This is a genomic window from Vibrio tetraodonis (genome assembly GCF_003350295.1).
Taxonomy (GTDB): Bacteria; Pseudomonadota; Gammaproteobacteria; order Enterobacterales; family Vibrionaceae; genus Vibrio; species Vibrio tetraodonis.
In genome coordinates, this window is the sequence record NZ_QLYY01000015.1 from 1 (window position 1) to 26,835 (window position 26,835).

Below are 26,835 nucleotides of genomic sequence, written 5' to 3' on the forward strand. Positions count from 1 at the left end.
CTGCAAACCTCTTTAATGGATTTATTTCTCTGCAATCCCATCCAAATGACGAGCCATACTGCTTGTTGGGCCGGTAGCCGACGCCTTCTGATACTCGCTTTAGATGTTTCATAGAGAGCTTGCTCTATCCATTCAAGTTGAATGGCATTAATTACAGACTCATAATTTTTGCCATCTTCAATAGTATCATGAGCTAGAACTAACTCTTCAGCCAACATAGAAAAATCCCCACTAACAAAGTTAGTGGGGATTATCATACGATCCCAGGATCGTTCAAGTCTCTAAACCGATCGGCATTAGATGGTCGATCATCAGCCTTTCAATCGTAAGCAGCGACAAAATTTAGTTGTTACTATGTAGCTCTGAGTTAAGTTCTACCGCGGTTTTGTTAGCCAGACACTCAATCTGACCTGTGACTGAGTTGCGACGGAAGAGTAAATCGGATACGCCAGTAAGATCGCGCGCTTTAACCGTCTCAACTTCATTGCCTTGTGAATCTAGCATAAGAACTTTGGAGCCAGCAGTCACATACAAGCCAGACTCAACAGTGCAGCGATCGCCAAGTGGGAAACCAAGACCAGCATTAGCGCCAAGAAGAGAGCTTTCGCCAATAGACACTACAACGGAGCCGCCGCCAGATAGCGTGCCCATAATTGAAGCGCCGCCGCCAATATCAGAGCCATTGCCGACCACAACACCAGCGGAAATACGGCCTTCAACCATACTTGTGCCTGTAGTTCCCGCATTGAAGTTGATGAAGCCTTCATGCATTACCGTTGTACCTTCCCCCACATGTGCGCCAAGGCGAACACGAGCAGTATCCGCAATACGAACGCCAGCAGGTACCACGTAATCGACCATTTTCGGGAATTTATCAACGCAATCAACCGACAAATGACGTCCTGCTAAGCGAGCTTCAATTTGACGCTCAGAAAGCTCTGGCAGATCAATTGGACCTTCGTTAGTCCAAGCAATATTGTGCAGTAGGCCAAAAATGCCATCGAGCACTGTGCCGTGAGGCAGAACTAATCGGTTAGAGATAAGTTGCAGTTTCAGAAAGCCTTCTGCAACAGAAGAGGGCTTTTCATCTGTTTTGAGAATAACAAGCACTAGCGGCTGCTCAGACTCGGTGGCTTTAGCTGCCAATGCGGCGTTATTGCTATCACCGTTGGTTTCGAATGCTTTAGCAAGCTGGGCACTTTGGCTCGCAGTCACCTCTATAACTTGGTTGCCTTCTTGATAACCCGTTACTTCCGCTAGTGAGTCGACCAGTGCATCAGTGGGTGCTAGTACAGGATGGGGGAAAAAGGCTTCGATGATTTTTCCATCACGGTTTTTCGTTGCCGTGCCGAAAGCGAGAGAGAAAGTAGCCATGTTTTGAATCTCCGTTGGGTCAAGGAAAACGAGTTTCCCTTCTAAGCTTGGTTTGTGTTCATCATAAGTAGAGTGTTTTCGTCTTTAAAGCACCGCGATGGATAACGTCTGAAGGTCGATACTTTTTGTCTTTTTACCGACACTCTGTCTTTTTATCTATATTGGTAAGCTCAATATAGCGTCGATGAAAATCAAAAAGAGCCCAAACATAGTTTGAGCTCTTTGCAAAGTATCTTTGGCATTAACTGACTATTCGTCAGTTGCGACCAAGTCTATTATTTGCTTAGGTCGCTAGCGTGCTCAGATAGGAATGCCGCAACACCTTTTGGAGATGCATCCATACCTGCTTTACCTTCTTCCCATTGTGCAGGACATACTTCGCCGTGCTTTTGGTGGAAGTTTAGTGCGTCAACCATGCGTAGCATTTCGTCAATGTTACGGCCTAGTGGAAGGTCGTTAACCACTTGGTGACGAACAACACCTTCTTCATCGATTAGGAAAGAACCACGGAATGCAACGCCTGCTTCTGGGTGCTCAACGTCGTAAGCTTTGCAGATTTCGTGTTTAACATCTGCAACCAATGGGTATTTTACTTCACCGATGCCGCCATCTTCGATAGCAGTATTACGCCATGCGTTGTGCGAGAATTGAGAATCGATAGAAACACCGATTACTTCAACGCCTTTTTCTTGGAAGTCAGCTAGACGATTGTCGAATGCAATAAGCTCTGATGGGCAAACGAACGTGAAATCTAGTGGGTAGAAGAAAACAACCGCTTTCTTACCTTTAGTGAATTCTGCAAAGTTGAAGTTGTCAACGATTTCACCGTTACCTAGAACAGCTGCCGCAGTAAAGTCAGGGGCTTGACGACCTACTAGTACCATTTTTTTGCTCCTAAAAAGTATGGTTAGTTCCAAACCATCTTGAGTAATTTTGGTTTGGTCCGTGTTTGTGCGAGACAAACTATAGTACAGATTGTAGTATTGAAAAAAGCGAAATAAATAGATTAAGTTAATCGAAAAAAACGATAGGTCAAAATCTATGCGCCGTTCACCAAATTGAGATATTTAAACAACAAAACTATGACTAAATGGCCGAATCTTAAACAGTTACATTATCTAATCACGCTACATGAAACTCGCCACTTTAGCGAGGCCGCCAAAAAGTGCTTTGTTAGTCAATCGACCTTAAGTAAGGGGATTCAAAATCTTGAAGATTTGATTGGTTGCCCGCTTTACGAAAAGAAAGACAAAAAGGGGCCGCTTGTTTTTACTTTAGCGGGAGAGCAGGTAGTAAAACAAGGTCGTGAGTTACTGGCCAAAGGCCAAGATTTGGTTGAGTTAGGCCGGCAATGTCAGGGAGGAGAAATGCAAGGGCAATTGCGAGTTGGTTGTATCCCAACCATAGCGCCATTTTTGCTCTGTGATCTTGTCCAAGAAGTGAATCAGCGCTTTCCTTTGCTTAATCTCTTGCTAAGAGAAGATACCACAAATAATTTGTTGGCCGCGCTTCGCCATGGTGAATTGGATATATTGATCTTAGCCTTGCCCGTTGAACTCGATGGAATGGAGAGCAAAATTGTTGGCAATGATCCGTTTAAAATGATCATTAGTCGCCATCAGGCGAATACCATTCGCACTCCAATTAAATACGACGACCTTCCCGATGAATCTGTATTTCTGCTTGAAAAAGAGCACTGTTTGACTGAGCACGCTGTGTCAGCCTGTCAGCTAACCAGAAAAGAAAAGATTAACCCATTTTCTGCCACAAGTTTGCATACTTTGGTTCAAATGGTCGCGAATGGCATGGGCACCACTTTTATCCCTCAGATGGCGATTGACCATGGGTTGATTGAAAACCAAAATTTGGTGGTTGTCGATCCGCCAGAGCAACAAGCTCACCGACATATAGGTTTGGTCTGGAGACCCAGTTCTTCAAGAGTCAACACCTTTAATCAGCTAGCACAAGTCGTTTCTGAGCTACTTTAGGTGTAGTGATCATGGTTCATTCTCTGTTGTAACCAGTTTTACTGACTGGTTTGTCTTTTTTTAATGGTTTTTTATTCTGTTGGTGAAGTTTAACTTGTAAAATTTCACAGCTTTTCCTTGGCGAAGGTTTCATTAAATAATGAAACTTAACAGTGTCAATTTTACAATCCCTTTCATCCTGCTTGTTTAAAGTGACTTTATCCGCTGTGCTTGTACATCAAAGCATAAGGTGCCACTCCTTGTTGAAATAAATTAAACACTTGTTTTAAAGCTCTTCTGGTTGGTTGTCTTTTGGTTATTTAATTACGAAATTTAATTACAACAATGGTGAAAGATCAACAACTTAAAGTCAAAAAGATAAAATGTTGAATTTTGTTTTTTACGCTCTTGAGAGCTTTTTATTTAATCTTTAATTGTTATAGTTTAATTAGAATTTGATAGGTTTTTTTGATGCTACGTGTTAGTCATGTCTCGGGCTGTATTTGGTCCAGATCACAGTATAGATAGCACAGCGTCTTTGTTGTTTTATAGTTACAGATGTAATTTTTATTAACTGCCTTGGTATGCGTAATTAATACCATACTGGGATTGTTGACCGGAGAAGGTAAAGGAAATGCTTTTGAAGACTTCAGCTACAGAAAATACGCTTAAGCACACACAAGAAAATGGTGTGAGTAAAGGCAGCTTAGAAATTACTACTCATCTTTCATCAGAGCATCAAGAGATTTTTTCTGATGAGTGTCAGGGCTTTTTGTCTCTCTTATGTGAGAAATTTGCCGGTCAAAACCACGTATTACTCACGGCTCGTGAACAATATCAGGCTCGTATTGATGCTGGCTCTTTACCTGACTTTGATCCGGATACCCAAGAAATCAGAGCCAGTGATTGGAAGATAAGCAAAATTCCAAATGACCTTCAGGATCGCCGAGTTGAGATCACGGGACCAACGGATCGAAAAATGGTCATCAATGCACTAAACGCAGATGTAAAAGTGTTTATGGCGGACTTTGAGGATTCAATGTCGCCAGATTGGACGCAATTATTAGATGGTCAGATAAATTTACGTGATGCAATAAATGGCACTATATCCTACCAGGACCCGAAAAGTGAAAAGCAATATCGACTGAAAGACGATCCTGCGGTGCTGATTTGTCGCGTTAGAGGCATTCATCTCAAAGAAAAACATGTGCTTTTTAATGGCAAACCGATTCCGGGTGCTTTGTTTGACTTCGCACTTTATTTTTATAACAACTACCAGAGCTTAATTAAAAAAGGCAGTGGCCCTTATTTCTATTTGCCTAAGCTTCAATCCTACCAAGAAGCTCAGTGGTGGAGTCAAATATTTCACTTTACTGAGCAATATTACGGCTTAGAGACAGGAAGGATAAAAGCGACGGTTTTGATTGAAACCATCCCTGCGGTATTTGCGATGGATGAGATTTTGTTTGCCCTTAAAGAGCATATCGTTGGTCTTAATTGTGGCCGCTGGGATTATATCTTTAGCTACATCAAGACACTAAAGAATCATCCCGATCGTATCTTGCCTGACAGGCAGAGCGTGACTATGGATCAGCCCTTTCTCAATGCCTATTCTCGTTTGCTCATTCGAACCTGTCATCGGCGTGGCGCATTTGCTATGGGAGGAATGGCCGCATTTATTCCTTCAAAGGATCCAGAGCAGAATCAGCAAGTACTTAATAAGATCCAAACCGATAAATCATTGGAAGCGCAAAATGGTCATGATGGCACTTGGGTCGCGCACCCCGGGTTGGCAGAGACTGCAATCAAGGTCTTTAACCATGTGTTGGCTGAGCGAAGCAACCAACTTGATGTTACTCGTGAAGATGATGCTCCCATCCTGGCCCAAGATTTACTTAAACCTTGCCAAGGAGCACGAACTGAGCAAGGTATGAGACACAACATCAGGGTGGCGCTGCAATACATTGAAGCTTGGATTTCAGGCAATGGCTGTGTGCCTATATATGGACTCATGGAAGATGCTGCGACAGCCGAAATTTCAAGAGCATCCATTTGGCAGTGGATCAAGCATGGTAAATCTCTAGATAACGGGCAAGTTGTCACCAAAGCACTGTTTGAACAGTACTTGAATGAAGAGATAAATGTCGTTAAAGCAGAACTCGGTGATGAGCGTTATCAAGCTGGACGTTTTGAAGAAGCGGCGACTTTGATGGCCAAACTCACGACCAGTGAAGAGCTAAGCGACTTTCTCACTATTCCAGGATATGACTACCTAGATTAATCACCAACATCGTCAGCAACATCGATCGTAAACAGCGGAGAAGGAAGTACCGCTGATATAACAACAGCAATATTGGTTCATCAATAGAAGGAAATAACGATGACAAACTTAACTCGCCGCCAACAAATTGAGGCAATCGAAAAAGACTGGGCAACCAATCCGCGTTGGAAAAATGTCAAACGCCCCTATAGTGCAGAAGAGGTGGTCACTTTACGTGGATCCATGGTACCGGAAAATACCATAGCTCAGCGTGGTGCAGACAAGCTCTGGGCCTTGGTCAATGGCGATGCTAAGAAGGGTTATGTCAATTGTCTTGGCGCGCTCACTGGAGGGCAAGCGGTGCAGCAGGCCAAAGCGGGCATTGAGGCGGTTTATCTATCTGGTTGGCAGGTTGCTGCCGATAACAATACCGCATCGTCTATGTACCCTGATCAATCCTTATACCCAGTTGATTCTGTGCCTGCTGTGGTGAAAAGGATCAACAACTCTTTTCGCCGCGCCGACCAAATTCAATGGTCAAACGGCAAGTCACCAAATGATGAAGGTGGGATTGATTATTTCCTGCCAATTGTTGCCGATGCTGAAGCTGGGTTTGGCGGAGTACTAAACGCCTACGAGTTAATGAAGTCCATGATCGATGCTGGCGCAGCAGGAGTGCATTTTGAAGACCAGCTTGCTTCAGTGAAAAAGTGTGGTCATATGGGCGGTAAGGTGCTGGTTCCAACTCAAGAAGCAGTGCAAAAGCTGGTTGCGGCGCGTTTGGCTGCCGATGTCGCGGGGATAAGAACCTTGGTTATTGCTCGTACCGATGCTAATGCGGCGGATCTTTTGACCTCAGACTGCGATCCGTATGATAAAGACTTTATCCAAGGTGAGCGTACTCAAGAAGGGTTTTATCGTGTGCGTGCTGGTATTGACCAAGCGATCTCCCGAGGCCTTGCTTATGCCCCTCATGCCGACCTTATTTGGTGTGAAACCGCTACGCCTTGTCTAGAAGAAGCGCGCAAGTTTGCTAAGGCAATCCATGCTCTGTATCCAGAGCAGCTGCTTGCCTACAACTGCTCTCCATCGTTTAACTGGGAGAAAAACCTTGACGCTGAGACTATTGCTAAGTTCCAGCAAGAACTGTCGGATATGGGGTACAAATACCAATTTATTACCTTAGCAGGGATCCACAATATGTGGTTCAACATGTTTGAACTCGCGCACGATTATGCCCAAGGTGAGGGAATGCGTCATTATGTTGAGAAAGTTCAGCGCCCAGAGTTTAAAGCCGCAGAAAAAGGGTATACCTTTGTTGCGCACCAGCAAGAGGTCGGTACGGGTTATTTTGATAAAATGACCAATACGATTCAGGGAGGAAACTCTTCTGTCACCGCTTTGACAGGCTCGACCGAAGAAGATCAGTTCTAGACCATGACAGCGAGTCACTGTTTGATTGGTGACTCGCTACTGTTCAAAAGATTAAAAGTGCGCTGTTTTAATCGATTTCCTCAGGTTCCATTTCTTCTTGTAGCTCCAGCAAGTTAATTGCGATGGCCACAAAATCAGTATCGGTAATGATACCCACGAGTTGCCCTTTTTCGACCACAGGCAAACAGCCAACTTTGTGCTTTTGCATGTAGAGCGCACTTTGTTTTAATCCCGCTTGTGGTGCAACCGTCATTAAATCGGTTTTCATGACTTCATACAGCGGAGTATTCAGAGTAAAGGCTTGGTTTTCCGGTATGTTTTGTAGACTGGATTCTTGCGCGGCTAACACATCACGTTGTGATACTACACCCAGCAGCTGCTTATGAGCATCGACAATAGGAATGTGGCGAATATCCAGTGCGTCCATGGTATGTTTGGCGTCTGAAAGTTGGTGCGAGCGTAACAGAGTATGTGGGTTACGTGTCATCATGTCTTCGACTTTTATCATGGCTGCCTCCTGAGTTGTTGTTTTATCTTTTCTACTATAGACGCTTTCAGTCAGAGCGTTTGAGAGGTGGCAAGGTTTTTGGTTTTATCTCAATAGAATCGATGTGGTAAATTGTGTACAGTTATAGGGTTCAACTTTACAGCTATCAATCAAATCAACATGGATTACAAATATTCACACCTCAATCCTTGCTATTGAGTACGTCCAGCATATACTAGTCGGCTGCGAAAAACTCGTCGTCTGTTTGTGACAGAATCAGTTCGGCTTTGATCACAGCAAGAGAAACCACGACAAAAGATTAGTAAGATGCAAGTATCCGATTTTCACTTTGATTTACCTGATGAGCTTATTGCTCGTTATCCTCAACCAGAGCGTACTGCTAGCCGACTACTTCAGTTAGATGGCAATGCAGGTCAAGTTTGCGATGGCACATTTACTGATGTCTTAGACCAGATTCAAGCAGGAGACTTGGTCGTGTTCAATAATACGCGCGTTATTCCTGCACGTATGTTTGGCCGCAAGGAGTCAGGTGGTAAATTAGAAGTCTTGGTAGAAAGAATGTTAGATGAGCAGCGTATACTGGCTCATGTTCGTTGTTCTAAATCTCCTAAACCAGGCTCGACAATCGTTCTGGGCGAAAACGATGAATACTCAGCCAAGATGATGGCTCGGCATGAAGCCTTGTTTGAGTTGAAGTTTGAGTCGGATAAAACGGTATTAGAGATTTTAGAGCATATTGGTCACATGCCTTTACCGCCTTATATTGATAGACCTGACGAAGACTCGGATAAAGAGCGTTATCAAACGGTTTACAACCAAAAGCCAGGTGCTGTGGCTGCACCGACCGCAGGACTGCACTTTGATGATGCTTTACTTGCTAAGATTCAGGCGAAAGGCGCGGAGCTTGCTTATGTGACACTGCATGTCGGAGCAGGAACTTTCCAGCCACTTAAAGTCGATAATATTCACGATCATCATATGCATGCCGAGTATGTGGAAGTTCCTCAGCAGGTGGTCGATGCGATCAACCAAACCAAATCTCGAGGTGGTAAAATTATCGCCGTGGGTACGACCTCGGTTCGTTCTTTAGAAAGTGCCGCACAAGATGCGCTCAAAAAAGGCACAGAACTGGCCTCTTTCTTTGGGGATACAGAAATATTTATCTATCCGGGTTATGAATATCAATTGGTCGACTGCTTGATCACAAATTTTCATCTTCCAGAATCAACCTTGATTATGTTGGTGAGTGCGTTTGCTGGTTTTGAGCATACGATGAACGCTTATAAACATGCAGTAGAGAAAAAGTATCGCTTTTTCTCTTATGGTGATTCCATGTTTATTAGTAAGAGAACGCTTGAGCGTTAAATAAAAATTTAAGAGTGTTCGCGGTGCATGAAGCAGCCGATACTAAGCCGTTTTTAGCTAGTGTAATCGCTGGTTTTGATGCGAATACTCGGCACTTTTGGTCAGACTGTATTTCTGACATTGGGAGGCTTAGTGAAATTAAAATTTGATCTGAAAAAGAAAGATGGCACGGCGCGCCGAGGTCAGCTGACTTTTGAACGTGGTGGCGTGCAAACCCCTGCTTTTATGCCGGTTGGTACTTATGGCACGGTGAAAGGCATGACGCCAGAAGAGGTAAAAGGGACTGGAGCAGAGATTTTGCTTGGTAATACTTTCCACCTTTGGCTGCGCCCAGGACAAGAAGTCATGAAAATGCATGGTGACCTGCATGATTTTATGAATTGGCAGGGGCCCATCTTAACCGATTCAGGGGGCTTTCAGGTCTTTAGTCTGGGTGATATCCGCAAAATTACCGAGCAAGGGGTACATTTCCGTAATCCAGTAAACGGAGATAAAATTTTCATGGACGCAGAAAAGTCGATGGAAATTCAGCAAGATCTCGGTTCAGACGTCGTGATGATTTTCGATGAATGTACGCCATATCCTGCGACTCACGATCAAGCTAAGAAGTCGATGGAAATGTCACTGCGATGGGCGCAGCGCTCACGTGATCATTTTGACAAACTAGAAAACCCCAACAGCCTATTTGGTATTGTACAGGGCGGTGTTTACGAAGATTTACGTGACGTATCGGTCAAAGGTTTGACTGACATCGGCTTTGACGGTTATGCCGTTGGTGGACTTGCGGTTGGTGAGCCAAAAGAAGATATGCATCGTGTACTTGAGCACACTTGCCCACAACTTCCAGAAGACAAACCTCGTTACCTTATGGGCGTTGGCAAGCCGGAAGATTTAGTTGAAGGTGTTCGCCGTGGTATCGATATGTTTGATTGTGTGATGCCGACACGTAATGCCCGTAACGGACATCTGTTTGTTACTGGCGGTGTGATCAAGATCCGTAATGCTAAACATAAAACCGATACAACACCTCTGGATCCTGAGTGTGACTGTTACACTTGCCAGAATTATTCAAAAGCGTATCTGCACCATCTTGATCGCTGTAATGAAATTTTGGGTGCTCGCCTCAATACCATCCATAACCTTCGTTACTATCAACGAGTGATGGAAGGTATTCGTCAAGCAATCGATGAAGATCGCTTTGATGAGTTTGTTAAAGAGTTTTATGCTCGCCGAAATCGTGAAGTGCCACCTTTGGCAAAAGAGCAGTAAAGATGAACAGCCTTTGGCATTTCGCCAAAGGCTTTTGTGAATTAGTTAGGCAAATTCTTGGGAATTTTGAGACTAGGCTCCCTAAATGTTTGAGTGTCTCTTGAAACCTTGATGCTCAAGCCCAACTTGGATATTTAATAAAAGTAAATAGAGGATTGTTTTAATGTTGATTACTCCAGCTTATGCCGCAGAAGGCGCACCCGCAGGTGGTGGTTTTGAAATGCTGATCATGCTAGGTATGTTTGCGGTTATCTTTTACTTCATGATTTACCGCCCACAAGCTAAGCGTGTCAAAGAGCATAAGAGCCTAATGGCATCGATGGGCAAAGGTGATGAAGTACTGACGAGTGGTGGCTTGGTAGGAAAAATTACCAAAATCGCAGAAGACAACGACTATATTTCTGTTGAACTTAATGCTAACAACGAAATCGTTATCAAGAAAGATTTTGTAACTGCAGTGCTGCCAAAAGGTACGCTTAAATCTCTATAAACAGCTAAAGGATCCTCGCTGTGCTTAACCGCTATCCATTATGGAAGTATTTGATGGTGGTGCTAACCATTGCCATTGCTGCTTTATACGCACTTCCAAACATCTATGGTGAAGATCCAGCTATTCAAATTACAGGGGCGCGTGGCGCCTCTGTCGATATGTCGACGCTGGACTCCATCACTCAAGCTCTGAATGAAAAGGGCTTATCTCAAAAATCCATTTCCCTCGAAGATGGCTCCATTCTTGTACGTTTCAATGATACAGATACTCAGCTAAGTGCCAGAGATGTTATCAATGAATCCTTGGGTAAAGACAAGATTGTTGCTTTAAACCTTGCTCCCGCGACACCGGATTGGCTTGATGCTATTGGTGCTGCACCAATGAAATTAGGTCTGGACCTTCGTGGTGGTGTTCACTTCCTGATGGAAGTTGATATGGACGCTGCGATGGAGAAATTAGTCAGTCAGCAGGAAGAAGCATTTCGTAGCGAGCTGCGTGAAGCTAAGATCCGCTATCGAGCAATTCGCCCCTCAGAGCAAGATTCGGTTGAAGTCTTACTCCGTAATGAAGAGCAACTTGCCGATGCTAAGCGTCTCTTCACCCAAAATCATCCTGATATGACGTTTGTGGACTCAGACGCTGGTGGGCGATTTACTCTTACGGCGACATTTACTGAGCAACGTCTGGCTGAAATCCGCAACTATGCGGTAGAGCAGAACATTACCATTTTACGTAACCGAGTCAATGAGCTTGGTGTTGCTGAGCCTCTAGTTCAGCGTCAGGGTGCAAGCCGCATTGTCGTTGAATTACCAGGTGTTCAAGATACCGCTCGTGCCAAGGAAATCTTGGGTGCCACTGCAACGCTTGAGTTTCGTGAAGTGGATGACAGAGCGGACTTAGCTGCTGCTGCAAGTGGCAGAGCGCCAGCAGGTAGTGAGATCAAACAAGATCGCGATGGACGCCCTGTCGTTTTGAAAAAGCGCGTGATCTTGGGTGGTTCAAGTATTACCGATGCAAGCTCTGGTACTGATGAATATGGTCGACCCCAGGTCAATATCTCACTGGATAGTGAGGGTGGCAGTAAGATGTCTTCTTTCTCGAAAAAGAATATTGGCAAGCTTATGGCAACCGTATTTGCTGAGTACAAAGACAGCGGTCGACGTACGCCTGAAGGTAAAGTGATTCTGAGTAAACATGAGGAAGTCATCAATCAAGCTACTATTCAGTCAGCGCTTGGTCGTAATTTCCGTATTACTGGTATCGATACTGCCGCTGAAGCGCACAACCTTGCTCTATTGCTTCGTGCTGGTGCTTTGATTGCTCCAATATCAATTGTTGAAGAACGTACCATTGGCCCTTCTATGGGACAACAAAACATAGATATGGGTGTAATGGCGTGTATCTGGGGTATGGTTGCTGTGATGCTGTTTACTTTGCTCTACTACCGCAAGTTTGGCTTTATCGCTAATATGGCGTTGATGGTGAACCTTGTTCTTATCATAGGGGTGATGTCTATGATACCGGGTGCGACCATGACGCTTCCGGGTATTGCAGGTATCGTTCTTACTGTTGGTATGGCGGTGGATGCCAATGTGCTGATTTTTGAACGGATACGTGAAGAACTTCGTGACGGTCGAAATCCACAGCAAGCGATTCATCAAGGTTATGCCAATGCATTTAGTACCATTGCCGATGCCAATATTACAACACTTATCACGGCGATTATTCTCTTTGCCGTCGGTACAGGAGCGATCAAGGGTTTTGCCGTGACGCTTTCTATTGGTATTTTGACCTCCATGTTTACTGCCATCATAGGGACACGCTGCGTTGTTAACTTGATGTATGGCGGAAAGCGCATCAATAAATTGTCGATCTAAGGCTGGAGATGATTATGTTTCAGATTCTAAAAGCAGACAAAATGATCGACTTTATGCGTTGGTCAAAATTCGCCTTCCTTTTATCGATTTTGATGATTGGTGCCTCGATCTTTACTCTATCGACTAAGTGGCTGAATTGGGGACTGGATTTTACCGGAGGAACCCTAATTGAAGTCGGCTTTGAACAGCCTGCCAACTTAGAGGAAATTCGTACCGCGCTCGATGCAAAAGGCTTTGGCGATGCTACGGTACAAAACTTTGGTAGCTCACGCGATGTCATGGTTCGGTTACGTCCTCGTGAGGACGTTGCCGGAGAGACGCTCGGCAATGAAATTATCAGTGCTATTAAAGCTGGCACAGGTGAAAGCGTTGAAATGCGCCGTATTGAGTTTGTTGGGCCTAATGTTGGTGATGAGCTAACAGAAGCTGGCGGGCTTGCTATCATTGTTTCTTTGATTTGTATCTTGATATACGTATCCATTCGTTTTGAATGGCGTCTCGCGGCAGGTGCAGTGCTTGCTCTTGCTCATGACGTCATTATTACACTTGGTGTGTTCTCGTTTATGCAAATCGAAGTCGACTTGACTATCGTCGCGGCGCTTCTTACGGTTGTGGGTTATTCACTTAACGATACCATAGTGGTTTTTGACCGAATTCGAGAGAATTTCCGCAAGATGCGTAAAGGTGAGCCGGCGGAAATTATGGATAGCTCTATTACTCAAACCTTGAGCCGTACCCTTATCACTTCAGGTACAACCTTGTTTGTTGTCATCGCTTTATTTGTTCAGGGCGGTGCCATGATCCATGGTTTTGCTACGGCGCTGCTATTGGGTATCACTGTTGGTACTTATTCGTCTATTTATGTTGCCTCTGCACTCGCTCTCAAGCTAGGGATAACCAAAGAGCATCTTATGCCACCTCAGGTGGAAAAAGAAGGTGCTGAGTTTGACGAAATACCTCAATAAAATACAAGCCGCTGATAACTCAGCGGCTTTTTCTTTAATCCACCTTTAAAAGCTTGAAGCAGAAATAATCGAGATATTATTCACTAACTTGGTATTATGGTGAAAACATAATTATTAGGAAGCCATTAATGCCACATTTACGTTTTCGCGCCATGGAACCACAAAGTGTTCAGTCTTTATCTAAGTCTTTAATTGATGCTCTGCAGCCTCATATGGACTGTCCAAGAGAAGATTTCACATTCGAGTACGTCTACACGACCTTTTATCATGAGGGGCAAGTAAGCCAAGCCTATCCTTTCGTCGAGGTGCTGTGGTTTGATCGTGGGCAAGAGACTCAGGACGCAGTAGCTGATCTTATCACTAAGCAAGTTCGTCATATCTTGGAAGCGGATGTAGATGTTGCGGTTATCTTTACCGCTCTTGAAGCGAACACCTACTATGATAATGGTGAGCATTACTAATATGTGTTAAGCCTCTCTCATAAAGGTAAACACATGATGTGATTACTGATAGGAGTGTGGGAGATGCTAGATTGTTGGAAATGGCACATATTATTCTTGGCTGTTTCATTCTGCCCAACCTTCTCTGTAACAGCAAGCCCTTGGGAGAAAGTTAATACACCTTCAACCCATTCTCCCCAAGCCATCGGCAGCTATGCAAATGGCTGTTTAGCAGGTGGCTCTGCATTACCACTTGAGGGAGCAGGGTATCAAGTTCTTAGAAGCGATCGTCAGAGATATTATGGCCACCCGAGCGCTGTCAGTTTTGTTCAGCGCTTGGGCAAAATGTCAGAGCAATATCTTAATACGCATATACTGGTCGGTGATTTGTCTTTGCCGCAAGGTGGGCGCTTTTCTTCTGGCCATACTAGCCATCAAACGGGATTGGACATCGACATTTGGCTTAGGCTGACTCGAGAAAGACTCACAGAGCGCCAGCTACAAAAACCTGTGCCGATTAGTGTGGTTAATATAAAGCAGTATCAAGTGTTAAAGAAAAATTGGGATACGAGGCATTTTGAATTGATCAAGATGGCCGCTTATGATCCCGCAGTAGAGCGTATTTTTGTTCACCCTGTGATTAAAGAGAAACTCTGCGCCGACGAAATTCAAGAGCAGCGTGAATGGTTAAGGAAGGTTAGACCATGGTGGGGACATCATTACCACATGCATGTCAGATTAAAATGCCCTTACGAGAATACCTTTTGCCGTCCTCAAGCAGCGCCGCCTGAGGGCGATGGATGTGGGGCCGAGTTAATCAGTTGGCGTCTTCAACCTAAGCCTAAAACATCGCAAAAAGCGAGCAAAAAAAAGCCCAAAGTGATGCCTGCGCAATGCCGGAAAATGCTAAACAATATCTAGATAAGAGGAAGCCGCTTGATTAGTCAGCGGCTTATATTAATCCAATCAGGCTAGGCTAGCCCTTGAATGATGACGAACTTTTCCAATAGCTGCTCGTCTGTTTCCACATGATTAGGGTCTGTAATAATACATTTTGTTATTGGACATACAGACTGACAAGTTGGCTTTTCATAATGGCCTTTACATTCAGTGCAAAGATCGGGGTCGATCTCAAAGATACTGTCTCCCATGGAAATTGCCCCATTAGGGCATTCGGGATCGCACATATCACAGTTAATACACTTGTCTGTAATTAACAGTGCCATTGTTATTTGCCTGTTGGGTTGCGTGTGTCCTGACCACTATTGAGATTACGCATCAGAAGTCCGTATTCTAAGTCCATATCTTGTGGTACAGGGATAAACACAAAGTGGCCATTGCCTTTTGCATCGTCAACAGGTTGGGATTTTCTGTTTTCCATTGCTTCAAGAGTAAAAACAACATTGCCTTTTGGCGTCATTAGTTCAAGGCTGTCGCCTAAGAGGAATTTATTCTTCACTTCAACTTCAGCAAGGTCGCCGCGGCGTTTCCCCGTGAACTCGCCGACAAATTGTTGAGCGTCGGAGACAGAATAGCCGTAGTCGTAGTTCTGATAGGTATCGTGTGTATGACGACGTAGGAAGCCTTCGGTATAACCGCGATGAGCCAGACTTTCTAGGGTTCCCATCAGACTTTGATCAAATGGTTTCCCTGCAACAGCATCATCAATGGCTTTGCGATAGACTTGAGCGGTGCGCGCACAGTAGTAGAAAGATTTAGTACGGCCTTCAATTTTAAGCGAATGTACGCCCATTTTAGTCAAACGCTCGACATGTTGAACGGCACGCAGATCTTTTGAATTCATGATATAGGTACCATGCTCGTCTTCGAATGCGGCCATTTTCTCTTCAGGTTTGTGGCTTTCTGAGAGAAGCACCACCTCATCGGTTGGTTGACCCAGACCTAAGGTTGCTTGAGGTGCTTCATTTTGAACCTCGATCGTTTGTGCTTGCGCCGGATCGAACTCTTCGACAATTTGTCCAGAATCGTCTTCTTTGCCTTTTTCGACTTTGTATTCCCATCGGCAGGCATTTGTGCAGGTGCCTTGGTTAGGATCTCTCTTATTCATGTAGCCTGATAGTAAGCAGCGTCCTGAGTAGGCCATGCAAAGTGCACCATGAACAAACACTTCTAGCTCGGTTTCAGGGCAATGTTGGCGAATTTCTTCGATTTCTTCTAGAGAAAGCTCGCGAGAGACAATGACGCGTTCAACCCCATTCGCAGCCCAGAACTTAACCGTTGCCCAGTTTACAGCGTTAGCTTGCACTGAAAGATGAATTGGCATGTCAGGAAAGGACTCACGCACCATCATGATCAAACCTGGATCTGACATTATCAAAGCATCAGGCCCCATTTCAACGACCGGCTTGAGATCTCGGATAAAAGTCTTGAGCTTAGAGTTATGCGGTTGGATATTGCATACTACATACAGTTTTTTACCCAGAGCATGAGCTTCATCAATACCTATTTTCAGGTTCTCGTGATTGAACTCGTTGTTGCGTACACGCAAGCTATAACGAGGTTGCCCTGCATATACGGCATCTGCTCCATAGGCAAAAGCGTAACGCATGTTTTTTAAACTGCCTGCAGGGGACAATAGCTCAGGTACAAATGCTTTCTCAGTTGTCATGTTTTCATTCTCTCAGTCTGATCTCAAGTCAGGTCCATTCCACCTAATGGAATTGGGGCGAAAATTCTACGCTAAAACGTGAGTTGTGACTAGGAAAAAGTCCATGAAATAAATGTGGTAATGACCAGCGGGTACTTAACTAGGTTAAGCACCCGAGGAAAGTTTATGCGTTTGCGTGAGGCAAGCCGCCAAGGGATTGGTACAAGTTTGGAAGGAAAGCGCTGAGTTCGCCGCACATTAGCGAGAAATCGGCGTCAAATCGAGCTGCTTGGTCTTCTCTTGGAATATCATCATTTTGATCTTTCAGCTCATCAGAAAACTTGAGGCGCTTGATACTGCCATCCTCGCCAAGAAGAAATTCGATTCGCTCTTGCCACCATAAAGCAAGTTTGGTGACGACTTTATTAGCCTCGATATGGCTGCGGATTTCATCAGCAGTAAGCTCTTGCTTTTTACAGCGAATCACGCCACCTTCTTCAAGAACTGACTTGAGTTCTGCTTCATCAAGCATCTCCATCCCCACGGGGGTATCGCCGGTTTTGACCCATTCAGTCAATGTCGTTTCCAATGCTTTTTCGGGAATTGCAGGTACTACGGGTAAACTGCCCATGGTTTTACGCAGGAGTGCCAATACCTCTTCCGCCTTTTTATAGCTACTGGCATCGACCAATATAAAGCCTTCTTTGGGCAGGATAAGGACATGAGTATGACTGCTGCGGCTAAAGGCTCTTGGCAGCAGATCCATGACAATATCTTCTTTTAGGGTATCTTTCTCTTTTTTCTTAAGAGGTCTTCCTTCCTGTGCTTCCATGGCTTCTACTTTGGCGCTCAGTGAATCTTTGATCACAGATGCGGGTAGCATTTTTTCTTCTTTCCTTGCGCAGATTAGGATGCGGTTCTCACTAACATGAGTCATCATGTCACCATGCTTGCCCATTGCTGTTACCCAGCCGAATTTTTGTTTGTCCTGGCTGCCACAAGGAGTAAAACGGAATTCAGTAAGTTGTTTTTCCAATTCATCTGCTTGGAATTTAATATCTCGATTAAAACGGTAAACTAGACAGTTTTTAAACCACATACGCTTTCTCTATACCTAGGGTCTGTTGATCTTAAACTTTGGTTGCTCATCATAAAGACTTTTAGTGAGATTGTCCCATTGCAACAACTCATCATTAAGATGAAACTTATATTAAAATTTGTTTTCAAGGGTCACAAAAGTGTCATAATTTATAGTGATAATGCCTTGGTCAATGCACGATTAAGTTCCACTTATTCAAAGGTGATTCAATTATGTCGAGAAGGATTCTTGTTGTTGAAGATGAAGCGCCAATTCGCGAAATGCTTTGCTTTGTCCTTGAACAGAAAGGTTATCATGCGGTTGAAGCTGAAGATTATGATAGCGCGGTAACCAAGCTTTCCGAACCTTTCCCAGATTTGGTTCTTCTAGACTGGATGCTGCCTGGAGGAAGTGGGATTAACTTTATTAAGCATATGAAGCGAGAAGAGTTGACTCGCAATATTCCCGTTGTGATGCTTACCGCTCGTGGTGAAGAAGAAGATAAGGTGCGCGGTTTGGAAGTTGGTGCTGATGACTACATCACAAAACCATTTTCTCCCAAAGAATTGGTTGCGCGTCTTAAAGCTGTCATTCGAAGAGTGACTCCAACCGCTTTGGAAGATGTGATTGACGTGCAAGGGTTGAGGCTTGATCCTGTGTCTCATCGAGTGACGGCCAACGGCCAAGCACTCGACATGGGGCCAACAGAGTTTAAAATGCTGCACTTTTTTATGACCCATCAAGAGCGCGTCTATAGCCGAGAGCAGCTGCTGAATAACGTTTGGGGCACCAATGTTTACGTCGAGGACAGAACTGTGGATGTTCATATCCGCCGTCTGAGAAAAGCGCTTGAAGGTGCTGGGCATGATAGGTTGGTTCAAACGGTGCGCGGTGCAGGCTATCGCTTTTCGACTAAAGCCTGATTCAAGTTTACCATCAGGAGAGGTAAGTGGTTGAACGGTTAACATGGAAAAAGCTAGCCAAAGAGCTAGTTTTTTTTTACACCCCTTGGGTAATTGTCGGATGGATCTTTGGCTACATGCCATGGCTTTTATTGGCTGCAACCGTATTGCAGCTCATATGGCATCTGCACAATCAAATGCGTCTTTCAGCTTGGCTATGGGATGAAAAGCGTCTCACTCCTCCTTCTGGCACGGGTCATTGGGAGTTTCTGTTTAATGGTATTTATCGTTTGCAGCAACGTCATCGCAGTAAACGCAAAGAACTGAGTAGCTTGATCCGCCGTTTCCGTAATGGTGCAGAATCACTTCCTGATGCCGTGGTTGTTTTTCGCGGGGAGGGGAATATCGTATGGTGCAACAAGTTAGCTCAGCACCTACTTGGTTTTCGCTGGCCAGATGATTCTGGACAGCCTATTTCAAATCTCCTTCGCACGCCAGATTTTATTAAATACCTCAGTAAAAACGACTTTTCTCAGCCTTTAGAAATACGCTCTCCACTCAACGTCGAACGTATGCTTGAACTTCGTATTGTGCCTTATACCGAAGGAGAGCACTTGATGGTGGTTCGTGATGTTTCTCAATTAAAACAATTGGAGGGAATGAGGCGTAACTTCTTTGCCAATGTATCCCATGAACTTCGCACGCCAATGACTGTGTTGCAAGGGTACCTAGAAATGACCGAAGACCCTGATATGGTCGTTGGCCCCATGTGGACCAAAGCACATGGCGTCATGACTGAGCAGCTTAATCGTATGAATGGCTTAGTTAATCAGTTATTGACCTTGTCCAAGATTGAAGCAGCACCAATGCATGAGCTGGAAGATGTGGTGAATGTTCCTGCTATGTTGGATGTGCTTGAAAAAGAAGCTCAGAGCCTGAGTGGTGAGCAGCAGCATAAGCTTAGTTTTGACATTGAAGGTGACTTATTGGTTTTAGGTGATGAAGACCAATTGCGTAGTGCGATTTCTAATCTGGTTTATAACGCTGTGAAATACACGCCTGCTGGTGCTGATGTAAAAGTTCGCTGGTATTTATCTGCTCAAGGCGCGTGTCTAGAAGTTGAAGACAGCGGTGAAGGCATTGAGCCTCAACATCTGCACAGGTTGACTGAGCGTTTTTATCGAGTGGATAAAGCACGTTCAAGAGATACCGGAGGAAGTGGACTTGGGTTAGCGATTGTCAAACATGCTCTGACCCATCACGATTCTCATTTAGAAGTTCAGTCTGCAGTCGGAGTGGGGAGTAAATTTTCGTTTATTTTGCCTCAGCGTCTAGTGGTGGATAGATGAGGTTTGTCGCTGCCAGTGTTTGCTTTCTGCTTACATTTTCTGTATCGGCTCAAGAAACTAACGCGCGTCATCAGCACTATCACAAAGTAGCAAGCTTGAGTGGTAGCTTGACTACGGTTGGTTCAGATACGTTAGCGGGAATCACCACTTTGTGGGTCGAAGCGTTTAAACACTTATATCCTAGCGTTAATGGGGAAGTGCAGGCATCAGGCTCTTCGACAGCACCTCCTGCTTTGACAGAGGGGACAGCGCAGTTCGGACCTATGAGTCGGCCAATGCGCCAACGAGAAATCGAAGCCTTCGAACGTACACATGGTTATAAACCAACAGAACTGCGGATTGCGATTGACGCAGTTGGTGTGTTTGTTCACCGAGACAACCCAATAACAGGGCTTAATTTTGAGCAACTAGACAGTATATTTTCTTCGACTCTGCGCTGCGGCTCTACTCAGTCAGCTTCAACATGGGCCGATTTAGGACTCAATTATCAGTGGGCAAAGCGTAGCATGCTGCTGTTTGGCCGAAACTCTGTGTCAGGTACCTATGGTTACTTTAAAAAAGTGGCCTTATGTGGCGGTGATTTTAGAAATAATGTCAATGAACAACCAGGATCTGCTTCGGTTGTTCAAGCGACCTCTTCCGCCATCAATACGATCGGTTATTCGGGGGTCGGTTATCAAGTCTCTGGAGCCAAGCTTGTTCCTATCGCGAGACAAGGCCAAGATTATGTTTATCCCAGTGAGAGCAATATAGTGTCTGGTCGATACCCTCTATCGCGTTATCTCTATCTTTACGTTAATAAGAATCCATCGAAGCCTTTGTCTAACATCATGAAAGAGTTCATTCTTTTTATCTACTCTGAACAAGGGCAGAGCATAGTCAAAAAAGCGGGTTATGTTCCAGTATCAGCTGAAATGGCTAGTGCTGAATTGAATAAAGTTGATGTTTTGAGCATTAACTAACTATTCGACCTCTCTTCTAGAAATGAAGATCCCAACCTGCATTCCGCCAATGTTTTTGCTCTGTTGTCAGGTCTGCATGTAATAATTTATTGTTACTCACCCAGCTCCTGTCTTGTGAACTTAAGGTCCAAATCGGGCCATCGGTAGACAGTTGCAATAAAGGAAGGGGATCGTTACTGCGTTGGCCATTGAGTAAGATGGCAAGTCGTAAGATGCGAATCAAGCTAACTACATGATTCTTCTTAAACAGGGTAAGTTCTTCCATCTCATGTAACTTGAGAGCCTTTCTCTGAAAGCGTACTAAAGTGGCGATCACGGATTGTTGCTCTCGGTTGAAACCAGGCATATAGGTGTGGCGAAGAATATAAGCGGAATGGCGATGAAAAGCTTGTAGGCTGATACTCAGCCCTACCTCGTGCAGCAAGGCTCCCCATTGGAGTAAATCGAAGAGCTCAGAATGTTTCTTGATGCCGAGATTTTGATGTATCTGCTGTAAAAACAAAGTGGCCTGCTTTTTTACTCTATCTGCATGTTCCAAATCTACCGCATGCTTACTGGCGAGGTTTTCAGTTGTCCTCATACGAATATCTGAGCGCTGGAAGCTGTCTTCCATTTGAAACAAAAGGCCTTCTCGCAAAGCGCCTTCTGAGACGTGTAATTCGCTGACTCTAAGACTCGCGAGTACCGCCGCTAGAATGGCTACACCCGCTGGAAAGACAGATTGGCGCTCTGCTGTGAGCCCGGTGAGTTTGATGTCATCGATTCGGCTCCACTGGCACAAAGTGTCGATCAATTTATCCAATCGTCTTGAAGTGATCAGCCCATCCTCAAAGCCCATACCGATTAATACTTCTCGTATTGCTTTAATCGTTCCTGATGATCCAAAAGCGATATCCCAACCTTTTTTCTTATAGTGGTAGGCTATGGATTCCATCTTTTGCTCAGCGCCCAATATGGCTTTGGCGAAGTTTTTCGGTGATAGCTTACCCTTGGAAAAGTATTGCTTGGTATAGCTGACACACCCCATTTGTTTACTGTTGACTAACTCAGGCTCAAAACCTCGGCCGATAATCATTTCTGTGCTTCCTCCACCAATATCGACCACAAGTTTTGAATCTGATTCGGGTTGGGTGTGGGCGACGCCAAGGTAAATTAATCTTGCTTCTTCGACCCCAGGAATAATTTCAATGGGAAATGGCAGCACTTCGCGTGCCCGCAGCAGAAAAAGATGAGCATTACTTGCTTGACGTAATGTATGGGTTGCTGCAATGCGCACGTTCTCTTGGTCAAAGCCATGTAGCCTCTCAGCAAACATAGCGAGACAATCAAGCCCTCTTTCAATGGCATCATTCTCGAGGTATTTTTGCCCTTTTAAGCCAGCACCTAATCTTACTCTTTGTCTGTGGCGACTAATAAGCTGTAGTCCCTGTTCGACTACGCGAGCGACCACCATATGGAAGCTGTTTGAGCCAAGGTCGATAGCGGCAATATCACGGTTCTGTGAGGACTTCTTCATGAATAAGGACTTGCTCCCTACGTTTTCTGGTCTGTTTTTCTACTTCTTTAAGATAGTCGTATATGGCGATTTGCGAACGGATTTTCTTGCGATTACCCCGTGGTACATATTTATTGCTCATTTCTTTGTCTATGAGTCGTGCTTTTACAGTGTCGGTGAAGTGAATGTTTATTATATCAATAATGCGTCGCTTGAGCCTTGGATCGCGAACAGGAGCGGCAACTTCAATTCTGTAATCTATGTTTCGAGTCATCCAGTCTGCTGAAGATATGTAGACTTTATGAGCCCCGTTATTATGGAATATCAGCACCCTAGGATGTTCTAAAAAACGGTCTACTATGCTGATGATGCGAATATTTTCACTTACACCTTTTACGCCGGGAACCAATGAACACATACCTCGAATCACCATTTTGATTTTGACCCCAGCATTACTCGCTTCATAAAGCTTATTAATAAGGGCTTTATCGACCAAGTTGTTCACTTTAAGTGTGATGGCTGCTCGTTTACCTGCTTTGGCATTGGTGATTTCTTCGTCTATATGATGATAAAGCTTTATCCGTGAGTTTCGAGGTGAGACGATAAGATGCTCAAATTTTACTGGCCGATACGGATTTTCGATGTAAGCAAACACATTTTGTACTTCATGGGTGATTTCAGGATCCGCAGTTAACAAAGAGAAGTCAGTATAGATTCGAGCGGTTTTTTCGTGAAAATTGCCAGTGCCAATGTGCGCATACCGAACCACACTATTATTTTCTCTGCGGCTGATGAGAAGCAACTTAGAGTGAATTTTTAACCCCGGCGTGCCAAAAAGCACTTGAACGCCAGCCTCTGTGAGTACTTTTGACCACTCAATATTGGCCTCTTCGTCAAAGCGAGCTTGTAGCTCGACAACGACTGATACCTGTTTTCCATTATGCACAGCATCGATGAGTGAGTTCATTAAGCGGGAATCTTTGGCTACTCGGTAAATATTAATTTTAATACTCAACACTTTAGGATCAAACGAAGCCTGACGCACAAGCTCTGTAATGTGTTCAAATGTGTGGTAGGGGTAGTAAAGTAAAATATCCCGCTGCTTGATGGCGTCAAACTTGTTGGCATATCCATCGAAATCAGAACATTGTAATGGGGGTAATGGTCGGTTTTCGAGGTAGTCTCGGCCTACATTTGGAAAGTCGATAAAGTCTTTAAAGTTATGGTAACGCCCCCCAGGAATCAGACTGTCGTAATTGGAAATTCTGAGCTTGTCGCACAGAAAGACTAACATTGCTTGGGGCATTCCCATCTCGTAAATAAAACGTACAGGCATTGCCGTTAGGCGTTGACTGACTCCTTCAGACATCTGTTCGAGCAAACTATGTTCTACCTCATGGCTTAAATCATACTCGGCGTCTCGGGTCATTTTCATCGCGTAGCCTTTGAGTTGGTCGTATTCAAAGAAACCGTAGAAAAGCTCATCCAGACAATATCTGATGATATTGTCCAATAGAATAATGGTTTTTCGACCTCTACCTTTGTCTTCAGGTACCATGACGAAGCGAGGTAAGTGACCGGTGGGAATTTCTATCAAAGCATATTGACTAAGCTCGGCTTTTTTAAGTTCAACCGTAAGGTAGGTGTATTCGTCTTTGAGAAACTCCAGTACATCGATGTCATCTCTTAAAAGAAGTGGAGTAATATGAGGCTGGACCTGTTTTCGAAAGTAATTTCGTACCCATATCTGTTGTGATGCGTTTAGCTGAGCTTCGTTAATAAGGAAAATTTTTCGCCTTGCCATCTCTCGGATAAGCTCGGAGTACAAATCATCAAACTTGTCATTGAGTTTAAGGGCTTTGCTTTGCATTTTAGTTAGCAAATGTTTGGAGTTGCCATTGCTCCCGCGCTCTTGGTTGATTAAGATGCGCCTCTTAACATCGGCAAAGCGTACTTTGTAAAACTCATCCAAGTTGTTGGAAAATATACCTAGAAATCGAATCCGTTCGATGAGTGGTACTTTTTTATCTCCGGCTTCTTGTAAAACACGTTCATTGAAAGAAAGCCAACTGAGTTCCTTTTCAATATACAGCTTTTCTGTGCTCATGATTTTTCCTATTGACCGACTGACGAAGTTGACTTATCGAGTCATACTCTGAAGAAGTGCAACTTAAGGAGATAAGGGATCTGCCTTAATTGAGTTAATACATTGTTTTCAGTTGTTTAATCCGCTATGTAATATAATTGTCACCTAATCGAAATATTATACATCTGGGGACTTCTAGATAAGTGAGTGAAATGGCCAAAGCCGATTTTTCATTGCGAGAACGTGATCGCAAGCGACTAATGAAAGACAGATTTGCTCGTTGGCTGGTATCGGCTGGCGGAATTACTGTATTAGCGGCTCTGGTTTTACTATTTATTTATCTTCTATCCGTTGTTATTCCGTTATTTTCTGATGCGAAAATAACGCCAAATGTATCGATTGAGTCGATAACAACCGAAAAACCAGTAATTCTTGGTGTTGCTGATAATGGAGAGCATGTTTACGTCGTATCAAAGTTAGGTTATGTGGATTTTTGGGCTTTAGGCAGTCACTCGATAACACCGTTTAAAACCGATGAACTAGGCAGTCGTTACCGTTTACATCGCTCAAATCGTTTTACTCATGGTTGGGTAGGTGCTGCAAGTTCATCTGGTGATGTGCTTTTGTACAAACCTCAGTTACGCCATGTTATTAAAAACGAAGAACGTGTATTTTCGCCTAAAATTGACCGTATTTCTCAGCCTTTCGACCTAAAGTTTTCCGCCGAGCATTCTCTGAAGAGCTTTGATTATGCGGTTGGCTCGAGTATCACCTTAGCAGGTTATTATGATGACCGCCGAGTACGAGTGCGTTGGCAGGAGAGTAACCAAGTTGTGCATTCCTATCAGTTTCCTCAACCATTTGAACACTTAGATCAACTCATTATGACACCTGATGGGAACACACTTTATCTTCGTTCCGGTTCTGAGTTGGTGGTAGCTAAAAAAGGAGCCTTGGATTTTAGTATTCGAGAAATTGTAGATTTGAGCTTTGGCCAAGATAAAGCTGTGGTTACAAACATCAACCTTCTTGCTGGTGGTTACTCTTTGCTTGTGACTTATCAAGATGGCTTGGTGGCGCAATGGTTTGATACTGTGACCAATGGCCTGCGGGGCTTGACTCATGTTCGAGACTTTCAGTTAGCTTCTCAACTGACTTTCTTGCTTCCTGACACGTACCGTAAAGGTTTCTACAGTTTTTACACCAATGGAACGGTAAAAAGCCATTATACGACAAGTGAGAAACTGGCTATTTTCCAGCGGATTTATGATAAATCGCCGCAATTAGCCGCCATGTCTAATAATGAAACCTATTTATTAACGCTGTCTGGCAACGAATTGCGTTTAGCCTATGTTGATAATGCATTTCCAGAGGTGTCATGGTCTTCGCTTTGGCAAAAAGTGTGGTATGAGAGTTACCCTGAGCCAGAGTATGTTTGGCAAACGTCATCTGCTGACGATGAATTTGAAGCCAAGTATAGTTTAGTCCCTATTGCATTTGGTACTCTTAAAGCTGCTGCCTTTGCTATGATGTTTGCAGTGCCTATAGCCGTTTTAGGAGCTATTTATACCGCTTATTTTATGACGCCGACAATGCGCCGAGTCGTTAAGCCTTCGATAGAGTTAATGGAAGCTCTGCCCACAGTTATTATTGGTTTTATTGCAGGCCTTTGGTTTGCTCCCATGGTGGAAAGCCACCTATCTGCCGTCATTGCACTGATCCTTGTACTCCCCATATCAATCATAATGGTCGGTGGGTTATGGAACAGGCTTCCTAATGTTTGGACTTCAAGATTATCCAATGGGTTACATGTAGTGATTTTAATGCCGTTAATGGTGTTACTTACCGTTTTGATATGGAGTCAGAGCACCAATATTGAGTGGTTGTTATTTGATGGCGATATTCGAGTTTACCTTGCAGAGAAGGGAATTGGTTTTGATCAGCGCAATGCTCTGGTGGTCGGTTTTGCTATGGGTTTTGCGGTTATACCAACGATTTTTACGATTGCAGAGGACGCTATTTTCTCTGTTCCCAAGCATTTGTCTGATGGTTCTTTGGCATTGGGGGCGACCTCTTGGCAAACCTTAATTCATGTCGTGTTATTAACGGCGAGTCCAGGCATTTTTTCTGCGGTTATGATGGGACTGGGTAGGGCTGTAGGCGAAACTATGATTGTACTTATGGCAACAGGTAATACTCCGCTCATTGACTGGAATATTCTTGAGGGCATGCGCACTTTGTCAGCCACTATAGCCGTTGAAATGCCAGAGTCCGAGGTGGGCAGTTCTCATTTTAGAATTCTATTTTTAGCTGCTCTGATTTTATTGGTATTTACCTTTATTGTGAACTCATTAGCTGAATGGGTTCGCCAACGGTTGAGAGAAAAATACCGTGCGTTATAAATGC

Annotated in this window: 23 protein-coding genes; 14 read left to right on the forward strand and 9 right to left on the reverse strand. The window is 44.2% G+C overall.

Annotated features, from left to right (window positions below; translation table 11 throughout):
• The 3 genes from DPF90_RS11265 to DPF90_RS11275 all read right to left on the reverse strand — a co-directional run.
• The coding region (locus tag DPF90_RS11265) for a transposase domain-containing protein (protein WP_205395164.1) at positions 1–218 on the reverse strand (218 nt) is incomplete at its 3' end.
• Between the two features lie 124 nt (positions 219–342).
• Positions 343–1,374 (reverse strand): 2,3,4,5-tetrahydropyridine-2,6-dicarboxylate N-succinyltransferase, encoded by a 1,032-nt coding sequence (gene dapD / locus DPF90_RS11270; protein WP_114786444.1) that lies wholly within the window; start codon positions 1,372–1,374, stop codon positions 343–345.
• Between the two features lie 275 nt (positions 1,375–1,649).
• The gene (locus tag DPF90_RS11275; RefSeq protein ID WP_114786445.1) at positions 1,650–2,258 is read right to left on the reverse strand and encodes a peroxiredoxin; all 609 of its coding nucleotides are present in this window, start codon (positions 2,256–2,258) and stop codon (positions 1,650–1,652) included.
• 198 nt (positions 2,259–2,456) lie between these two features.
• On the opposite strand from DPF90_RS11275, the gene DPF90_RS11280 reads away from it, so the two are divergent.
• From DPF90_RS11280 to aceA, 3 genes are all read left to right on the forward strand, one after another.
• Positions 2,457–3,362, forward strand: coding sequence for a hydrogen peroxide-inducible genes activator (locus DPF90_RS11280; RefSeq protein WP_114786446.1), 906 nt, complete (start codon positions 2,457–2,459; stop codon positions 3,360–3,362).
• Positions 3,363–3,975: 613 nt separating this feature from the next.
• Positions 3,976–5,622: a malate synthase A gene (aceB, locus tag DPF90_RS11285; RefSeq protein ID WP_114786447.1), complete on the forward strand. Its 1,647-nt coding sequence runs from the start codon at positions 3,976–3,978 to the stop codon at positions 5,620–5,622.
• 99 nt (positions 5,623–5,721) lie between these two features.
• Positions 5,722–7,035 (forward strand): isocitrate lyase, encoded by a 1,314-nt coding sequence (gene aceA, locus DPF90_RS11290; RefSeq protein ID WP_114786448.1) that lies wholly within the window; start codon positions 5,722–5,724, stop codon positions 7,033–7,035.
• 67 nt (positions 7,036–7,102) lie between these two features.
• Here aceA and DPF90_RS11295 read toward each other — a convergent pair whose 3' ends face one another.
• A complete protein-coding gene (locus tag DPF90_RS11295; protein WP_114786449.1) occupies positions 7,103–7,543 on the reverse strand; it encodes a CBS domain-containing protein in 441 nt (146 codons plus the stop codon).
• A 306-nt stretch (positions 7,544–7,849) separates the two neighbouring features.
• Between DPF90_RS11295 and queA the strand changes: the two genes are divergently transcribed.
• The 7 genes from queA to mepA all read left to right on the forward strand — a co-directional run bounded on the left by queA (position 7,850) and on the right by mepA (position 14,870).
• Positions 7,850–8,908 (forward strand): tRNA preQ1(34) S-adenosylmethionine ribosyltransferase-isomerase QueA, encoded by a 1,059-nt coding sequence (queA, locus tag DPF90_RS11300; protein ID WP_114786450.1) that lies wholly within the window; start codon positions 7,850–7,852, stop codon positions 8,906–8,908.
• Positions 8,909–9,040: 132 nt separating this feature from the next.
• Positions 9,041–10,177: a tRNA guanosine(34) transglycosylase Tgt gene (tgt, locus tag DPF90_RS11305; RefSeq protein ID WP_114786451.1), complete on the forward strand. Its 1,137-nt coding sequence runs from the start codon at positions 9,041–9,043 to the stop codon at positions 10,175–10,177.
• Positions 10,178–10,340: 163 nt separating this feature from the next.
• Positions 10,341–10,667: a preprotein translocase subunit YajC gene (gene yajC, locus DPF90_RS11310; protein WP_114786452.1), complete on the forward strand. Its 327-nt coding sequence runs from the start codon at positions 10,341–10,343 to the stop codon at positions 10,665–10,667.
• A gap of 20 nt (positions 10,668–10,687) precedes the next feature.
• Positions 10,688–12,544, forward strand: a complete 1,857-nt coding sequence (gene secD, locus DPF90_RS11315; RefSeq protein WP_114786453.1) for a protein translocase subunit SecD — start codon at positions 10,688–10,690, stop codon at positions 12,542–12,544.
• A gap of 14 nt (positions 12,545–12,558) precedes the next feature.
• Positions 12,559–13,509, forward strand: a complete 951-nt coding sequence (gene secF / locus DPF90_RS11320; protein WP_114786454.1) for a protein translocase subunit SecF — start codon at positions 12,559–12,561, stop codon at positions 13,507–13,509.
• A 128-nt stretch (positions 13,510–13,637) separates the two neighbouring features.
• A complete protein-coding gene (locus DPF90_RS11325) occupies positions 13,638–13,970 on the forward strand; it encodes a DUF1904 domain-containing protein (RefSeq protein WP_114786455.1) in 333 nt (110 codons plus the stop codon).
• Between the two features lie 63 nt (positions 13,971–14,033).
• Positions 14,034–14,870: a penicillin-insensitive murein endopeptidase gene (gene mepA / locus DPF90_RS11330; protein WP_114786456.1), complete on the forward strand. Its 837-nt coding sequence runs from the start codon at positions 14,034–14,036 to the stop codon at positions 14,868–14,870.
• 50 nt (positions 14,871–14,920) lie between these two features.
• Here the strand turns inward: mepA and DPF90_RS11335 are convergent, their stop codons facing one another.
• The 3 genes from DPF90_RS11335 to rdgC form a co-directional block, all read right to left on the reverse strand.
• The gene (locus DPF90_RS11335) at positions 14,921–15,175 is read right to left on the reverse strand and encodes a YfhL family 4Fe-4S dicluster ferredoxin (protein WP_114786457.1); all 255 of its coding nucleotides are present in this window, start codon (positions 15,173–15,175) and stop codon (positions 14,921–14,923) included.
• Between the two features lie 2 nt (positions 15,176–15,177).
• On the reverse strand, positions 15,178–16,578 hold the full coding sequence (trhP, locus tag DPF90_RS11340; protein ID WP_114786458.1) for a prephenate-dependent tRNA uridine(34) hydroxylase TrhP: 1,401 nt from the start codon (positions 16,576–16,578) through the stop codon (positions 15,178–15,180).
• Between the two features lie 163 nt (positions 16,579–16,741).
• Positions 16,742–17,656: a recombination-associated protein RdgC gene (rdgC, locus tag DPF90_RS11345; RefSeq protein ID WP_114786459.1), complete on the reverse strand. Its 915-nt coding sequence runs from the start codon at positions 17,654–17,656 to the stop codon at positions 16,742–16,744.
• Between the two features lie 212 nt (positions 17,657–17,868).
• On the opposite strand from rdgC, the gene phoB reads away from it, so the two are divergent.
• From phoB to DPF90_RS11360, 3 genes are read left to right on the forward strand one after another with little or no spacing between them, the layout of a single operon-like run.
• Positions 17,869–18,558, forward strand: a complete 690-nt coding sequence (gene phoB / locus DPF90_RS11350) for a phosphate regulon transcriptional regulator PhoB (RefSeq protein WP_114786460.1) — start codon at positions 17,869–17,871, stop codon at positions 18,556–18,558.
• A 26-nt stretch (positions 18,559–18,584) separates the two neighbouring features.
• On the forward strand, positions 18,585–19,886 hold the full coding sequence (gene phoR, locus DPF90_RS11355; protein ID WP_114786461.1) for a phosphate regulon sensor histidine kinase PhoR: 1,302 nt from the start codon (positions 18,585–18,587) through the stop codon (positions 19,884–19,886).
• Positions 19,883–20,848 (forward strand): PstS family phosphate ABC transporter substrate-binding protein, encoded by a 966-nt coding sequence (locus DPF90_RS11360; RefSeq protein WP_114786462.1) that lies wholly within the window; start codon positions 19,883–19,885, stop codon positions 20,846–20,848. The genes phoR and DPF90_RS11360 overlap by 4 nt, the downstream gene beginning before the upstream one ends.
• A 16-nt stretch (positions 20,849–20,864) precedes the next feature.
• Here DPF90_RS11360 and ppx read toward each other — a convergent pair whose 3' ends face one another.
• Both ppx and ppk1 read right to left on the reverse strand, forming a co-directional pair.
• The gene (gene ppx / locus DPF90_RS11365) at positions 20,865–22,364 is read right to left on the reverse strand and encodes an exopolyphosphatase (protein ID WP_114786463.1); all 1,500 of its coding nucleotides are present in this window, start codon (positions 22,362–22,364) and stop codon (positions 20,865–20,867) included.
• Positions 22,339–24,450 carry a polyphosphate kinase 1 gene (ppk1, locus tag DPF90_RS11370; RefSeq protein WP_114786464.1) on the reverse strand — a complete coding sequence of 704 codons (2,112 nt, stop codon included), beginning with the start codon at positions 24,448–24,450 and terminating at the stop codon, positions 22,339–22,341. The genes ppx and ppk1 overlap by 26 nt, the downstream gene beginning before the upstream one ends.
• A 191-nt stretch (positions 24,451–24,641) precedes the next feature.
• Here ppk1 and DPF90_RS11375 point away from each other — a divergent pair, with 191 nt between their 5' ends.
• On the forward strand, positions 24,642–26,831 hold the full coding sequence (locus tag DPF90_RS11375; RefSeq protein WP_114786465.1) for an ABC transporter permease subunit: 2,190 nt from the start codon (positions 24,642–24,644) through the stop codon (positions 26,829–26,831).
• The last annotated feature ends 4 nt before the right edge of the window (positions 26,832–26,835 follow it).